We start from the raw sequence: 15,783 nt of genomic DNA, 5'->3' as shown, positions 1-15,783 counted from the left end.
GACGGGCCCGGCCGCCGAAGCGACCGGGCCCGTCGTGCCGACCGGTACTAGACCAGCGAACGCAGCACGTACTGCAGGATGCCGCCGTTGCGGTAGTAGTCCGCTTCGCCCGGGGTGTCGATGCGCACGACGGCGTCGAACTCGACGATCGAGCCGTCGGCCTTCGTCGCCTGCACCGCGACCGTCTTCGGCGTGGTGCCCGCGTTGAGCTGCTCGACGCCCGAGATGTCGAAGCTCTCGGTGCCGTCGAGGCCCAGCGAGTCGGCGCTCTCGCCGGCGGGGAACTGCAGCGGCAGTACTCCCATGCCGATGAGGTTCGAGCGGTGGATGCGCTCGAAGCTCTCGGCGATGACCGCCTTGACGCCGAGGAGGCTGGTGCCCTTCGCCGCCCAGTCGCGCGACGAGCCCGAGCCGTACTCCTTGCCGCCGAGCACGACGAGCGGAACACCGTTCGCGATGTAGTTCTGCGCCGCGTCGTAGACGTACGCCTGGGGGCCGCCCTCCTGCGTGAAGTCGCGGGTGAAGCCGCCCTCGACGTTGTCGAGCAGCTGGTTGCGGATGCGGATGTTCGCGAAGGTACCGCGGATCATGACCTCGTGGTTGCCGCGGCGCGAGCCGTAGGTGTTGAAGTCCTTCGGCGCGATGCCGTTGGCGACGAGGTACTGGCCGGCCGGGGTCTCGGCCTTGAAGCTGCCCGCCGGGCTGATGTGGTCGGTGGTGACCGAATCGCCGAGCTTCAGCAGCACGCGGGCGCCGGTGATGTCGGAGACCGGCGAGGTCTCGAGCGACATGCCATCGAAGTAGGGGGCCTTCCGCACGTAGGTCGACTGCTCGTCCCACGCGAAGGTGTTGCCCTCGGGCACCGGAAGCGAGGTCCAGTGCTCATCGCCGTCGAACACCGTCGCGTACTTCTCGCGGAACATGTCGGAGTCGATCGACTCGTTCGCGATCTTCTCGACCTCGGTCGGGTCCGGCCAGATGTCCTTGAGGAACACGTCGTTGCCCTCGGAATCCTGGCCGAGCGCCTGGTTCTCGAAGTCGAAGTCCATGCTGCCGGCGAGGGAGTACGCCACCACGAGCGGCGGGCTCGCGAGGTAGTTCATCTTGATGTCGGGGTTGATGCGACCCTCGAAGTTGCGGTTGCCCGAGAGCACCGCAGTGACCGCGAGGTCGTTATCGTTGACCGCCTGCGAGATCTCGTCGTTCAGCGGGCCGGAGTTGCCGATGCAGGTCATGCAGCCGTAACCGACCAGGAAGAAGCCGAGCGCCTCGAGGTCGCCGGTGAGCCCGGACTTCTCGTAGTAGTCGGTGACGACCTTCGAGCCGGGCGCGAGGGTGGTCTTCACCCACGGCTTCGCCTTCAGACCCTTCGCCACGGCGTTGCGCGCGAGGACACCGGCCGCGAGCATCACGGAGGGGTTCGAGGTGTTCGTGCAGGAGGTGATCGAGGCGAGGGTCACCGCGCCGTGATCGAGCTCGAACTCGTTTCCCGCCTGATCCTTGACCTTCGCAGGGTTGGAGGCCTGCGCGTAGTTCTTCAAGTCGGTCTCGAACTGGTTCTTCGCGTTCGTGAGCTCGATGCGGTCCTGCGGGCGCTTCGGGCCCGCGATCGAGGAGACCACGGTGCCGAGGTCGAGCTCGAGGTACTCCGAGAACTCGGGCTCGCGCGCCGGATCGTGCCACATGCCCTGGGTCTGCGTGTAGGCCTTGACCAGCTCGACCTGCTCGTCGCTGCGGCCGGTGAGGCGCATGTAGTCGAGCGTGACATCGTCGACCGGGAACATGGCAGCGGTGGAGCCGAACTCGGGGCTCATGTTGCCGATGGTGGCGCGGTTCGCGAGCGGCACCGAGCCGACGCCCTCGCCGTAGAATTCGACGAACTTGCCGACGACGCCGTGCTTGCGGAGCATCTGGGTGATGGTGAGCACCACATCGGTCGCGGTGACGCCGGCCGGGATCTGGCCCGAGAGCTTGAAGCCGACGACGCGCGGGATGAGCATCGAGATGGGCTGACCGAGCATCGCGGCCTCCGCCTCGATACCGCCGACGCCCCAGCCGAGCACGCCGAGGCCGTTCTGCATCGTGGTGTGCGAGTCGGTGCCGACGGAGGTGTCGGGGTACGCGAGAGTCTTGCCGTCGACCTCGCGGGTGAAGGTGACGCGAGCGAGGTGCTCGATGTTCACCTGGTGCACGATGCCGGTCCCCGGGGGGACGACCTTGAAGTCCGCGAAGGCTCCCTGACCCCAGCGGAGGAACTGGTAGCGCTCGCCGTTGCGCTGGTACTCGATCTCGACGTTCTTCTGCAGCGCGTTGGCCGCTCCGTAGACGTCGGAGATGACCGAGTGGTCGATCACGAGCTCCGCCGGAGCCAGCGGGTTGATCTTCGAAGGGTCGCCGCCGAGGTCGGTGACGGCCTCGCGCATGGTGGCGAGGTCGACGACGCAGGGCACGCCGGTGAAGTCCTGCATGATGACGCGGGCCGGGGTGAACTGGATCTCGGTGTCGGGCTCCGCGCTCGGATCCCAGCCGCCGAGGGCCTTGATGTGCTCCTGGGTGACGTTCGCGCCGTCCTCCGTGCGAAGCAGGTTCTCGAGCAGCACCTTCAGGCTGTAAGGGAGGCGCTCATGGCCTTCGACCTGATCGATCCTGAAGATCTCGTACTCGTTGTCTCCCACCGCAAGGGTGCTCTTCGCACCAAAGCTGTTGACCGCGGCCATAGCAGTTCCTCCACTCGTCGCCCAGCGGGACACACTGACATCTCCGCCGAGCAGGCACTTGTCTCGATGTCGAGATAATTCTACACGTTTCGAACGGTCGGGGCACTCAGGCGGAAGGGTCGTTCTCCCCAGTGCTGGCAACGTTTTCGCCCGGCGTATCATCAGATGAAGGTGCGGCGTCGCCCGCGGTGTCGCCGTCGGCGTTATGGGAGTTCGCCTCGTCGACCGCGCTCGCGACACGGCTCAGCACCACCCAGGTGAAGAGAACCGCCAGCGCGAAGAGCGGAATGCCCATGAACAGCCGGGCGAGTCCCAGCGCATCGACCGCCGCTTCGTCGCCTCCGCGCGCCGCGAAGAAGAGCGGAAGCTGCACCGCCAGACGCGCGCCGAACACGGCGATCCAGACGAAGGTGCACGCTCGTGCGGCCACGCGCAGCGCGCGCTCCTTGCGCCACTCCGTCAACGAGCCGCGCAGGAAGCCGAGCAGCAGCCCGATGATCGGCCAGCCCACGATCAGCGAGACGGCGTGGGCGAGCACCCAGGCGCCGTTGATCCAGAAGCCCGGCAGGTAGTAGTCCTCGCCCCGACCGGTGAACAGCGTCACCGCGACGCACACGACGGCGCCGAGCAGACCGGCGAGCGCCGACTGCACGGTCTGCCGGCGCAGCAGACGCAGGGCGAAGAAGACGAGCGCCACCGCGAGGGGGGCGATCGCCGACATCCGCGCATCGCGCGTGACGAGGTACATGCCGAGGTAGAGCGTCGCCGGCACGAAGGTCTCGACGACGCCCCACCAGCCGCCGATCGCGGCGAGCACGCCTCGGGCCGATACGGCTTCGCCGCTGAGACCGGCCTCGACCACGCCGCCGAGACCCGCACGGGTCTTCGGGGCGGCTTCGTCGGGAGCGCTCTCGGAGTTCGACTCGCTCACGCCTGGGTCGTGCCCTGCCCCTGCGCGCCCTGCTGCTGCACGCCGGCGGGCACCCGCAACGGCAGCAGCTCGCTCGGCGGCATCGGCTGCTCGCCGCGCACGACGACCAGCTCGCGGAACAGGTCGTTCACGCCCGCGCGCGCCTCCGCATCGGTCGCGGCCTTGCCCATGATGACGCCGCGCAGCATCCAGCGCGGGCCGTCCACTGCGATGAATCGGGCCACGCGCGCCCCGCCGCCCTGCTCGGCAGGGACCTGCGTGGTCACGACGAGCTCGGGGCCGAAGGCGCCGTCCTCCTCCGCGACCTGCGCGCCCTGGGCCTGCATCTGCTGCTGGATGTCGTGGCGCACGCCGTGCCAGAGACCGGTCGACTTCGGCGCCGAGAACGCCTGCACCTGCAGCAGCGATCCCTGATAATCGAGCGAGACCGCGACGACCCGCTTCGAGCGGTCGTCGACTTCGAGACGCAGCTGCAGCCCCTCGCGCGGCGCCACCTTGATGCCGCCCATATCCACGTACGGGCGCATCGTCGGCACCTCGGCCGCGTCGAACGGACCAGCCGTCGCCCGGTCCTCGGGCGCCGACTTCGCATCGTCGATCGGAGCCTCGGCCCCGTCGTGCACCTCAACCGCGTCGGCGCTCTGCGCGTCCTCGCTCATCTCCACCATCCCCTTCATCAATTCTTCAGCTGTGCCGCGGCCGCGAATCGGCCGGAGCGCATGTCGCGGGGCGTCAGCCCCGCACGCCCGTCGATCCGAACCCGCCGGTTCCGCGGGTGCTGTCGGGCAGCACGTCCACGGGCACGAACACGGCGCGGGACACGGGCATCACGATCATCTGCGCAATGCGATCGCCCGGCTCGATGCTGAACGAGTTCTCGGAGTCCGTATTGAGCAGGGACACCTTGATCTCGCCGCGGTACCCCGCATCGACGGTGCCGGGCGAGTTCACCACGGTGATGCCGTGCTTGGCGGCGAGGCCGCTGCGCGGCACGACGAAGGCCGCGTAGCCCTCGGGCAGCGCGATCGACACGCCCGTACCCACGAGGGCGCGCTCGCCGGGAGCGAGCTCCACGGCATCGGTCGAACGCAGATCGGCGCCCGCATCATCATCATGCGCATACACCGGCAGGGCGCCGGCGAGCGCGGGAATCTCTACGACATCAGTCACCCGGACAGGCTACCGGATCAATCCGGCAACCCCCACCCGGCGGCCGCGCGCATCCCCCTCCCATCGCGCCGCCCGCCGAGCCGCCGCGGCGACGCTCCACGCGACCTCCAAGGAGCGGCACGGGATAATGAGGGTATGAACACCGCTGCCGCCGCGACCGCCTACCGTGAACGACTCGTGCCGGGCGTCGGCCTCTTCGCCGCCGTGCTGCTCGTGGCTCCGGCCGTCGCGATGGTGCTCGTGCCGATCGCAATCGAGGCCTCCATCCCCGCAGGGATCATCGCCTACCTCGTCATCGCCGGATTCCTCTTCGCGACGAGCCCCACGATCAGGGTCGCCGATGGCCGTCTGCACGCGGGGCGCGCGCAGATCGCGCTCGAGCACTTGGGAGCGGTCGAGCTGCTCGGCTCCGAAGCGCTCCGGCGCGCCATCGGCCCCGAGCTCGACGCGCGCAACTACCTCCTGGTGCGCGGCTGGGTGCGCACCGGCGTGCGCATCGCGAACATCGACCCCGCAGACCCTGCGCCGTACTGGATCATCACGACGCGCCGACCGCAGGCGCTCGCCGATGCGATCGCCGGAGCCCGCGCGAACGGCTGAGCCCGGCCCGCGGGCTCCATGACTCGCACGAGCTCGAACAGGCTCGAAAGGCGAGATATCGGGCGATCCCGCGGCGGCGGCCGCAAAGTTTCGCCCTTCGACGGCAAGGCTCGGCGCAGGGCGCCGAGCTCACTGAGCAGCCGCCGTGGGCGGCTCCGCGGAGTGCTAAAAATCGCGATGCGATTTACGCAGCGCACTCCGCGCAGATCGGGCCGAGATCGGTCTGGTGGTCCATCTGCGAGCGGTGGCGCACAAGGAAGCAGCTCACGCAGGTGAACTCGTCGTCCTGCTGCGGCAGCACGACGACGTCGAGCTCGACATCGGACAGATCGGAACCGCCGATGTTGAAACTCGGGTTGTCGGCGTCCTCCGAGTCGATCGAGGAGGCACCCTTCGCCGAACCGCGTTCCTTCAGAGCCTCGATCGACTCTGCTTCTTCATCAGACTTACGCGGTGCGTCGTAATCGGTAGCCATGCGCTTGTGAGTCCCCTTGCGATTCGGTGCTCCGACGAGCACCTGAGTTTCCTGCGAGCGGCCATAGTCTGCCCTACGATTCCCCCCTGATGCAAACCGGGGCGTTCAGAGTTCTCTGAGCGCGGAACGAACGGCCCGGGCAGCTCCTGCCCGGAGCGCCGCTTCCCCGACGTGTCGGGCAGATACGGCGATCTTCGAGAGGCCCCGCGTCCCGAGACCGCTACGCCGTCGGGCACTGGTTTTCATACGCGCCCGGCTCAATGCGCGCGCGAACGCACCGACTGTGCCACCCTAGGATGCGCAAGCCGGGTTACGGATGGATGACGGTGCGGAGAGAAGGAAGCAGCAGTATGGACGAATTGCGCTTTGTGCGCCGCGAAGAGGCCGCCCTGATCGTCGCGACCGACTCCGGCACCGAGTTCAGGCTGATCGTCGACGACACCGTGCTCGGGGAGCTCCGGCATATCGGCCGCCGCGAGCGCGACGGCGTGAAGATCCGTCCGCGCGAGATCCAGTCGCTGATCCGTTCGGGCAAGAACCGCGCCCAGGTCGCGAAGATCACCGGGCTCGACGAAGTCGACATCGAACGCTACGAGGAGCCGGTGCTCGCCGAACGCCGCTACATCCTCGAGCGCGCGCATGCCGTCGCCGTGCAGGCCGACGCCCACGACGAGGACGATCAGAACTTCGGCTCCGTCATCGGTGCGCGTCTCGTCTCTCTCGGCGCCGAGGCCCCCGAGTGGACCGCCTGGAAGGAAGACGAGGGCGGCTGGATGGTCGGCCTCGAGTTCATCTCGCACGACACCGCGCACCGCGCCGTGTGGTCGTTCGAGCACCGCAAGGGCGCCCTCGCCCCGATCACTCCGGACGCCACCAACCTCTCGAAGCAGGGCGAGGTCGGCGACCGTCTGATCCCGAAGCTCCGCGCGGTCGACGACGGGGATCGCCGCGGCCGTTTCGACTCCGGCGCCTTCGATCGCGAGCAGATCGCAGACGGCATCGCCGTCGGCGTGACGGGCGAGCAGCCCGCTGTCGATGCCGCCGAGCCCGCCGCCTCGTCGCCCGAGACGCAGGCCGGGCCTGCGAGCACGACCGCACCGCGCACCGCGGAGCAGCGCCAGGAGGACGACGCGGACTCCGACGCCGAGTACGAGCGCCGCCGCGAGATCGACCAGCGCGCCGTAAAGACCACCGCGCAGCCCGGAGCCGACCTCAGCCAGACCGCAGATCTGCTCGACGCGCTGCGCAAGCGACGGGGCGAACGCGAACGCTCCTCGCAGGCGGCCGCCCCGGCCGCGCCCGAGTCCACGGCCTCGGAGACCTCCCCGAACGTCGATGACAGCGCGCCGACCGCGCCGCACCCGACGCTGCCCGCCGCGCCTCCGGCGGCGCCGCAGACCTCGGATCCGCTGCCTCCCGTCGATCGGAACGCCCCGGTCGACGATACGGAGACCGCGCCGCGGCCCCGCAGCATCTGGGCGGCCGGCGGCGTCTCCCGTGAAGCCGGGGCGCCGAAGAAGCGCGGCATCCCGAGCTTCCTCCGCGAGGCCGGCGACGAGGTCGGCGATGATGCGACGGATGCGCCGCGCCCCGATGCGGATCCTGCTCCGAAGCCGGGACCGAAACCCGCCCCGAAGCCGGAGGCTCGCAAGGGGCGCGCGTCGATCCCGAGCTGGGACGACATCCTCTTCGGCACCCGCAGCGACGAGGACCCGTCGGGGCGCTAGTCAGAGCGCGCCGGCGACGCCCGCGGCCGTCTCCGCCACGGCGGCAGCGAATGCGGTCCCCGCGAGGGCGCCCGCGAGTACCAGGGGCACGCCCCGCTCGTCCTCGCTGAACGAGCCGTGCTGCCCGACCATGTCGAGCGACCGCGGGTCGTCCGAGCCGCTGTAGTAGGCGACCTGCTTGCGCGCCGCGATGACGACGTCGCCGAGCCGCGGCGCGACTTCCGGCGCGACGGCGCCGAACAGTCCGCTGGCGATCGCCTCGTCTCGGGTCGCCACCCAGGCCCGCGCCCCCTCGGCCTCGGCCCAGGCGCGCGCCGTCGCGGTCGCATCGACGCCGTCGTCGAGGTAGAGCGAGCGGAATCGGGGCTCTCCCCCGATCTCGGCGACTCCCTCGAGCATCGCCGGGTCGGCATCGAGCATGATCCGCTGGTGGGCGCCGACGTCGACCATGCCGTGGTCGGCCGTCACGACGACGCCGACATCGCCCGGCAGTGTGCGCAGGAAATCGGTCAGCGCGGCGTCGAAGCGCTCGAGCCGCTCGGCCCAGGCCTCGCTCTGCCAGCCCGACGCGTGCGCGGCGCGGTCGAGCTCGTCGACGTAGAGGTAGGCGACGACCGGGTCCCCTTCGCGGAGCAGCCTCGATGCGACGGCGAAGCGATCCTCGATGCGCTGCCCGGAGCGGTACTCGGCGCCGTTGAGGATCGCCTCGGTCAGCCCGCCGACGGCGTGCGCGGGCCGCCCGATCGCGACCGGACGGGCGCCGATTCCGGCGGCGGCGCCGAACAGCGGCTCGGCGCGCTGCCATGCGCGGCGGTCGGCGATGCCCGACCACTCGCTCAGCGTCGTCACGAGCCCGAGCTCGGGGTGGCGGATGCGGTAGCCGATGAGCCCGTGCTCCCCCGGCAGCGCCCCCGTCGTCAGCGTCGTCAGCGCCGCTCCCGTCGTCGACGGCGCGACCGTCTCGATGCGCTTGCGGGGCAGCCGCGCGAGCGTCGGCGCATGCCCCTTCCTCGCCCCGAGGTTCGCATGCCCGAGCCCGTCGACCACGATCATCACGAACGAGCGGATCGCGGGCAGGCCCGCGGAGGCCGCATGGGAGATGGCCGGCGGCACGGCCGCGCCGATCCCTGCCGCGACCGCGGCGATGCCGCTTGGCAGAAGTGCGGCAAGCCTCGCACCGTTGTCGGCGGCAATCGGTAGCATGAGGTCCATTATGACCGATGCGCCCAGTGCCTCTGCGAACAGCGATTCCTCCGAGCTCGAGACCGCGCCGGATTCACCGGTGCTCGCCCATGAGATCGCCGGCGAGAAGATCGACGATGTCGACATCTCGAGCGAGATGGAGGGCTCGTTCCTCGAGTACGCCTACTCGGTGATCTACTCGCGCGCACTGCCCGATGCCCGTGACGGCCTGAAGCCTGTGCAGCGCCGCATCCTCTACATGATGCAGGACATGGGGCTGCGCCCGGAGAAGGGCCATGTGAAGTCGGCGCGCGTCGTCGGCGAGGTCATGGGCAAGCTGCACCCGCACGGCGACTCGTCGATCTACGACGCGCTCGTGCGCCTCGCGCAGGGCTTCGCGATGCGCCTGCCGCTCGTCGACGGCCACGGCAACTTCGGCTCGCTCGACGACGGCCCCGCCGCCTCCCGCTACACCGAGGCCCGTCTCGCCGGCGCCGCGCTCGCGATGACCGAATCGCTCGACGAAGACGTCGTCGACTTCGTGCCGAACTACGACAATCAGATCATGCAGCCCGCCGTGCTGCCCTCCGCCGTGCCGAACCTGCTCGTGAACGGCGCGAGCGGCATCGCCGTCGGCATGGCCACGAATCTCGCCCCGCACAACCTCCTCGAGGTGGTCGAGGGCGCCAAGCACCTGCTGCACCACCCCGAGGCGACCGTCGACGAGCTCATGGAGTTCATCCCGGGCCCCGACCTGCCGGGCGGCGGCATCATCGTCGGCCTCGACGGTGTGAAGGATGCCTATCGATCGGGCCGCGGCGCCTTCCGCACCCGCGCGAAGGTGTCGGTCGAGCAGCTCGGCCCGCGCCGCACCGGCCTCGTCGTCACCGAACTGCCGCATCTCATCGGCCCCGAGCGCGTCATCGAGAAGATCAAGCAGGGCGTCGACGCAAAGAAGATCTCCGGCATCACCGATGTCGTCGATCTCACGGACCGCAAGAACGGTCTGAAGCTCGTCGTCAGTCTCAAGACCGGCTTCTCGCCCGAGGCGGTGCTCGAGCAGCTCTACCGGGCGACCCCGCTCGAGGATTCGTTCAGCATCAACTCGGTCGCGCTCGTCGACGGCCAGCCGCAGACGCTCGGCCTGCGCGAGATGCTGCGCGTCTTCCTCGACCACCGCCTGTCTGTCGTCACGCGCCGTTCCGAGTACCGTCTGCGCAAGCGCCGCGAACGCCTGCACCTCGTCGAGGGCCTGCTCATCGCGATCCTCGACATCGATGAGGTCATCCAGCTGATCCGCACGAGCGACGATGCCGAGTCGGCCCGCGCCCGCCTGATGCAGGTCTTCGACCTCTCCGAAGCGCAGGCCGAGTACATCCTCGAGCTGCGGCTGCGCCGCCTCACGAAGTTCTCGCGGGTCGAGCTCGAGGCCGAGCGCGACGAACTGCAGGCCGAGATCGAGCGTCTGCTCGAGATCCTCGGCAGCGAGGAGCGTCTGCGCGAGGTCGTCTCGACCGAGATGGACGCGGCCGCAGAAGCCTACGGCACGCCGCGCCGCACCGTGCTCACCGGCGCGGTCGTGCGCCCCAGTCGGGCGGCTGCGGCCTCGGCATCGCTCGAGGTCGCCGACACCCCGTGCACGGTGCTGCTCTCGGTCACGGGCCGGGCCCTGCGCCTCGACAGGGATCCCGCAGCCCCCGAATCCCCCCGCGGTTCGTCGCGCGCGACAAAGCACGGCGCGCTGCTCTCGAGCGTCGACGGGACCGTGCGCGGCGAGTTCGGCGCCATCCTCACCGACGGCACGCTGCACCGCTTCACCCCGGTCGATCTGCCGATCGTGCCGGCCGCGTCGATCGCGTTCTCTGCGGGCGTGAAGCTGCTCGACTACATCGGCGTCACCGACAAGAAGCTCGGCATCGTCGGCATCGTGCCGCTCGGCGACGAAGCCGGGTCGGTCGAGACCCCGGTCGGCCTCTTCACCCGGCTGGGCGTGGTGAAGCGCGTCGTGCTCACGGATCTGCCGTCGCGCCCCTCGTTCGAGGTCATCGGGCTGAAGGCCGGCGACGCGCTCGTCGCCGCATTCCCGGCACCCGACGAGTCGGAGTTCGCGGTCGTCACGAGCGATGCGCAGCTGCTGCGCTTCGCCGCATCGTCGGTGCGGCCGCAGGGCCGGCCGGCCGGCGGCATGGCCGGCATCAGGCTCGGGGCCGAGGCGCGCGTCGTCTTCGCGGGCGCCGTGCCCGTGGGGGCCGAGGCGCGCGTCGTCACGGTCGCCGACAGCTCCATCACGCTGCCCGGCACCGACGTCGCGACGGCGAAGGTCAGCGACTGGGCCGAGATTCCCGCGAAGGGCCGCGCCACGGGCGGTGTGCGCGTGCAGCGGTTCCTCAAGTGGGAGGATCAGATCGCCTGCGCCTGGGTCGGCGTCGGCGCCCCGCGGGCGCTCGCGGCGGACGGCGCGGCGCGTCGGCTGCCGGCCGAGCTCGGCAAGCGCGATGGGTCGGGCACTCCGATCGACGGTGCCGCGGCCTTCGTCGGCCTCGCCCCGTAATCTCCCCGCCCCGCACCGCACCGTGGAGGGGAACTTCTCGAGAGCGGGATGGGTTTGGTGCACTATCGCGCGACCATAGTGCACCAAACCCATCCCGCTCCGCGGTGCATCGGCTGCTACCCCGTCCACCCGCGCCGGCGCAGCGCCTCGAAGATCTGGGCGCGCAGTTCGTGCGGGCGGCGGTACAGCAGTTCGGCGGTCACGCGGATGACCTCCCACCCGAGCTGCGCATAGCGGCGGTACTTCTCGATGTCGCGGTTCCACTGCCGTGCGTCGGTGAGATGGTGACGGCCCTCGTACTCGAGCGCGAGCCCGAACTCCACGAAGGCGAACTCGCTGCACCCGACCAGGTGCCCCTGCTCATCGAGCACATCGAAGTCGAGCTCGAACTGCGGTACGCCCCACTCCGTCAGGCGCAGGCGCAGGTGGCTCTCGGGCGGCGATGCGCTGTGCGGCGAGAGCAGTTGTACGAGGGATCTCAATCGCGGCCCGCCCGAGCGGCCGGCGGCGTTCGCAGCCGCGCTCAGATCCGCGATACCCGCTAGCGGAGGCCGTTCCAGGCGCCGGGTTCCCGGGATGCGGTTCTGCCTGATCGCCGCATCGCCGAGGGCGACCGCGTCGTCGCGCACGAGCAGGGCGGCGAGCAGCGCCCAGGTCGATGCGGGATCCGTCACGCTCAGAGCATTCCTCTGCACGGTCTGCGCATACGATGCCTGCACCCGGTGCCCGATCACGCCGCCGCGCTTCACCGCGTGACGGGGCAGATGCACTGCGACATCCAGCCCGTGCCGTGCGCATGGACGCTCTGGCACCGGCAGATGCCAGATGGCGGCGGCCGTGTAGTGGCTGTAGAAGGCTCCCTCCGGGAGGAACCGCATGAGCGCCGCTGCGTTCTCCCGCTGCATCATGCGCCACGTCTCAGCGGCTACCGCACCTCCCGGCGGCAGCGCTCTACCGGCGCCGACGCGCCGGTAGACGCCCCGTGCGATGCGCTCGACATCGGGCTGGGACAGGCGCCGCGACCCGACGCCGGCGGCGCGGGCGTGCGCGGCCGTGAAGACCTCGCCGAGGGCGGCGGGCAACGGGAGCGGAGGACGGGGCATGCGGCCAGCATTGCAAGATCGGGCGGGCCGGGCGAGGGCGATCCCTGCGGAGTGAACAAGTCGACCCGAATCGGTAGGAGCCGTGTCCTGTGGAGGAAGGATGCGAGCGCGGAGCTATCCTCCGAGCGCACGCAGGATGCCCGCCGACACGGGGTGGTTGCCGGCCTCGGCGACTTCGAGCGCGGTACGCCCCGCGGCGTCGCGCGCATCGAGCGGCGCACCGGCGCGCAGCGCGATCGTCACCGCGTTCGGGTCGCCGGCCTCGGCGGCCGCGAACAGCGCCGCGGTCGGATCCGCGGGCGCCGGGGCCGTGGTCAGCGCCTCGAGCAGCGCCGCCTGCTGCGGGTATCCCTTCCAGGTGGCCATCTGCACCGGGGTCAGGCCCTCCGATCCCGAGGGCGTCGCGACATCCGCCCCGCCGGCGACGAGCACGCGTACGGTCTGGTGGTAGCTCTCGTCGTCGCGCCCGAAGATGACGGCCTCGTGGATCGCCTGGTAGCCGACGCGGTTCACGTGATCGAGCGGTACGCCCGCCCGAATGAGCGCGCCGACGACCTCCCAGTGGCCGCGTTCGGCGGCGCGGATGAGGCCGGTGCCGACCCAGCTGTCGAGGTCGTTCACGTCGGCGCCGTGGGCGAGGGTCAGGCGCAGCAGCTCGAGATGCCCCTCGCTCGTCGCGATGAGATACGCCGATCGCACGGTGTCGTCTTTCGCGTTGACGTTCGCGCCCCAGGCGATCAGACGCTCCGCCATGTCGACGTCGTTCGACCATGCCGCCGAACGCAGGTGCGCATCGAGCTCCGCCTGATCGTACCCGGGGTTCGGCGGGACCTCGGAGGCCTGCGGAGTCCCGATGGGCGCATCCTCAGCCACAGGTGCAGGGGCCCGCGTTTCGGCGGTCTCCGCCGGTGCTGGGGCCGGCTTCGCACCCGGCTCGGCGGCGCATCCGCTCAGCAGCAGCGCGAGCGGCACCAGCAGAGCCAGTGCCCGTGCGGCAGCGCGCCCGGTCGATGGTCGAATCATGAGGGCTCCCGCCGCGATCGGATCAGTGACGCATCCGAGCGTATGCGGCACCGCGGCGCCCGGCATCAACCGATCGGTTGAACGCGCGGCATGCACCGCGATGACGCACAGCCCGCACGGCCCGCGCGGGAACCGCGCCTAGGCGTCGATGCGCTCGCGATCGAGGTCGTCGGCGTTCTCGATGATGAACTCCTTGCGGGGCGCGACGTCATTGCCCATCAGCAGCTCGAAGATCTGCGAAGCGGCGTGCGCGTCGGCGACCCGCACGCGGCGCAGCGCACGCTGCCCGCGATCCATCGTCGTCTCGGCGAGCTGATCGGCATCCATCTCGCCGAGGCCCTTGTAGCGCTGGATCGGATCCTGGTACTTCTTGCCGCGGCGACGCAGATCGGCCAGGAGCGTGTTCAGCTCCTTCTCGCTGTACGTGTAGATGATGTCGTTCGGCTTGCGCCCGGCGTTCTGCACGACCACCCGGTGCAGCGGCGGCACGGCGGCGTACACGCGACCGGCCTCGAGCATCGGGCGCATGTAGCGGAAGAACAGAGTGAGCAGCAGCGTGCGGATGTGGGCGCCGTCGACGTCGGCGTCGCTCATGAGGATGACCTTGCCGTAGCGCGCGGAGTCGAGGTCGAAGTCGCGGCCCGAGCCGGCGCCGATCACCTTGATGATGGCGCCGCATTCGGCGTTGTTCAGCATCTCGGCGACCGAGGCCTTCTGCACGTTCAAGATCTTGCCGCGGATCGGCAGCAGCGCCTGGAACTCGCTGTCGCGCGCGGGGCGGGCCGTGCCGAGGGCGCTGTCGCCCTCGACGATGAAGAGCTCGGTCTCGGCCACGTTCTTCGACCGGCAGTCGATGAGCTTCGCCGGCAGCGACGAGTTCTCGAGCGAGCTCTTGCGCCGGGCGGTGTCGCGCTGCGCGCGCAGCGCGATGCGCGACTTCATCTCGGCGACCATCTTCTCGAGCAGCGCGCCGGTCTGGGTCTTATCGGCCTTCTTGCTCGACTCGTAGCGCTCGGTCAGACCCGCGACGATCGCCTTCGAGACGATCTGGCGCACGGCGGCGGTGCCGAGCACCTCCTTCGTCTGGCCCTCGAACTGCGGTTCGGGCACGCGCACGGTGACGACCGCGGTGAGGCCGGTCAGGATGTCGTCCTTGTCGGGCTTGTCCGATCCCGCTTTGAGCTTGCGGGCGTTCTGCTCGATCTGCTTGCGGAAGAACTTCGACAGGCCCTGTTCGAATCCGCTCATATGGGTGCCGCCCTTGGGCGTCGCGATGATGTTCACGAAGCTCTGCACTTCGGTGTCGTAACCGGTGCCCCAGCGCATCGCGATGTCGACCTCGCAGCGGCGCGAGACCTCGCGGGAGACGAGGTGCCCGGTCTGCTCGTCCATCACGGGCACGGTCTCGGTGAACTCGGCCTCATCGGTCGTGCGCCAGACGTCGGTGATCGGGGCGTCGACCGCGAGGAACTCGACGAACTCGGAGATGCCGCCCTCGTAGGCGAAGCGATGGGTGGTCGGCGCGCCGTCCTCCGTGAGCGATTCGGGCCGCTCGTCGGTGATCTCGATCGCGAGCCCGGGCACGAGGAATGCGGTCTGCCGCGCGCGGGAGACGAGCGACTCGGGCTCGAATCGCGCGGTCGCGAGGAAGATCTGCGGGTCGGCCCAGTAGCGCACGCGGGTGCCGGTCTTGGCCTTCGCGACCTTCGCCACTGCGCGCAGCTCGGAGGCGTCCTCGAACGGCGTGAACGGACTGTCGGGTCCGTCGCCCGAGAACACGCCCGGCTCGCCGTGCCTGAACGACATGGCCCAGGTCTTGCCGTTGCGGTCGACCTCGACATCGAGCCGCGACGAGAGGGCGTTGACGACCGACGCGCCGACGCCGTGCAGACCGCCCGAGCTCGAATAGCCTCCGCCGCCGAACTTGCCGCCGGCATGGAGCTTCGTGAAGACGAGCTCGACACCGGAGAGCCCGCTCTTGGGCTCGATGTCGACCGGCACGCCGCGGCCGGTGTCGCTCACGGTGACGCTGCCGTCGCCGTGGAGGGTGATGCCGATCTCGTCGCCGTAGCCGGCGAGCGCCTCGTCGACGGAATTGTCGATGATCTCCCAGAGGCAATGCATGAGACCGCGGGAATCGGTCGTGCCGATATACATTCCCGGTCGCTTGCGCACGGCCTCGAGACCCTCGAGGACGGTGAGATGCCGCGCGGAATAACTCGCCTCTGCCACTGCTGGACACTCCTTCGCCTGATGACCGTTCAAGCGTAGAGCACGCCCGCGACATCGGCCGCGAGGCGGGAC

12 protein-coding genes are annotated in these 15,783 nt (G+C 69.9%); 3 read left to right on the top strand and 9 right to left on the bottom strand.

Going from position 1 to position 15,783, the window contains the following annotated elements; translation table 11 throughout:
- Positions 1-47: 47 nt before the first annotated feature.
- The 4 genes from acnA to dut all read right to left on the bottom strand — a co-directional run bounded on the left by acnA (position 48) and on the right by dut (position 4,818).
- Positions 48-2,717: an aconitate hydratase AcnA gene (gene acnA / locus ACUYTF_RS11760; protein WP_434143400.1), complete on the bottom strand. Its 2,670-nt coding sequence runs from the start codon at positions 2,715-2,717 to the stop codon at positions 48-50.
- A gap of 106 nt (positions 2,718-2,823) precedes the next feature.
- Complete coding sequence (locus ACUYTF_RS11755; protein ID WP_434143398.1) at positions 2,824-3,648, bottom strand: DUF3159 domain-containing protein; 825 nt, start codon at positions 3,646-3,648, stop codon at positions 2,824-2,826.
- On the bottom strand, positions 3,645-4,307 hold the full coding sequence (locus ACUYTF_RS11750; protein WP_434143622.1) for a DUF3710 domain-containing protein: 663 nt from the start codon (positions 4,305-4,307) through the stop codon (positions 3,645-3,647). Before ACUYTF_RS11750 ends, ACUYTF_RS11755 begins: the two co-directional genes overlap by 4 nt.
- Before the next feature lie 73 nt (positions 4,308-4,380).
- Positions 4,381-4,818, bottom strand: a complete 438-nt coding sequence (dut, locus tag ACUYTF_RS11745; RefSeq protein ID WP_434143396.1) for a dUTP diphosphatase — start codon at positions 4,816-4,818, stop codon at positions 4,381-4,383.
- 135 nt (positions 4,819-4,953) lie between these two features.
- Between dut and ACUYTF_RS11740 the strand changes: the two genes are divergently transcribed.
- Positions 4,954-5,418: a DUF3093 domain-containing protein gene (locus ACUYTF_RS11740; protein ID WP_434143395.1), complete on the top strand. Its 465-nt coding sequence runs from the start codon at positions 4,954-4,956 to the stop codon at positions 5,416-5,418.
- A 184-nt stretch (positions 5,419-5,602) separates the two neighbouring features.
- Here the strand turns inward: ACUYTF_RS11740 and ACUYTF_RS11735 are convergent, their stop codons facing one another.
- Positions 5,603-5,893, bottom strand: a complete 291-nt coding sequence (locus tag ACUYTF_RS11735) for a DUF4193 domain-containing protein (protein WP_434143393.1) — start codon at positions 5,891-5,893, stop codon at positions 5,603-5,605.
- Between the two features lie 350 nt (positions 5,894-6,243).
- Between ACUYTF_RS11735 and sepH the strand changes: the two genes are divergently transcribed.
- On the top strand, positions 6,244-7,620 hold the full coding sequence (sepH, locus tag ACUYTF_RS11730) for a septation protein SepH (protein WP_434143391.1): 1,377 nt from the start codon (positions 6,244-6,246) through the stop codon (positions 7,618-7,620).
- Here sepH and ACUYTF_RS11725 read toward each other — a convergent pair whose 3' ends face one another.
- Positions 7,621-8,823 carry an alkaline phosphatase family protein gene (locus ACUYTF_RS11725; RefSeq protein ID WP_434143390.1) on the bottom strand — a complete coding sequence of 401 codons (1,203 nt, stop codon included), beginning with the start codon at positions 8,821-8,823 and terminating at the stop codon, positions 7,621-7,623.
- Positions 8,824-8,833: 10 nt separating this feature from the next.
- On the opposite strand from ACUYTF_RS11725, the gene ACUYTF_RS11720 reads away from it, so the two are divergent.
- On the top strand, positions 8,834-11,353 hold the full coding sequence (locus ACUYTF_RS11720; protein ID WP_449279862.1) for a DNA gyrase/topoisomerase IV subunit A: 2,520 nt from the start codon (positions 8,834-8,836) through the stop codon (positions 11,351-11,353).
- Positions 11,354-11,469: 116 nt separating this feature from the next.
- Here the strand turns inward: ACUYTF_RS11720 and ACUYTF_RS11715 are convergent, their stop codons facing one another.
- The 3 genes from ACUYTF_RS11715 to ACUYTF_RS11705 form a co-directional block, all read right to left on the bottom strand.
- Positions 11,470-12,456, bottom strand: a complete 987-nt coding sequence (locus ACUYTF_RS11715) for a hypothetical protein (RefSeq protein ID WP_434143388.1) — start codon at positions 12,454-12,456, stop codon at positions 11,470-11,472.
- A 114-nt stretch (positions 12,457-12,570) separates the two neighbouring features.
- Positions 12,571-13,479: an ankyrin repeat domain-containing protein gene (locus ACUYTF_RS11710; protein WP_434143386.1), complete on the bottom strand. Its 909-nt coding sequence runs from the start codon at positions 13,477-13,479 to the stop codon at positions 12,571-12,573.
- Between the two features lie 138 nt (positions 13,480-13,617).
- A complete protein-coding gene (locus ACUYTF_RS11705) occupies positions 13,618-15,711 on the bottom strand; it encodes a DNA gyrase subunit B (protein ID WP_434143384.1) in 2,094 nt (697 codons plus the stop codon).
- Positions 15,712-15,783: the final 72 nt, after the last annotated feature.

It is taken from the genome of Leucobacter sp. GX0328, from assembly GCF_053567315.1.
Note: the sequence above shows the minus strand (reverse complement) of the source record. Positions and strands in the feature narration are given on the sequence as shown.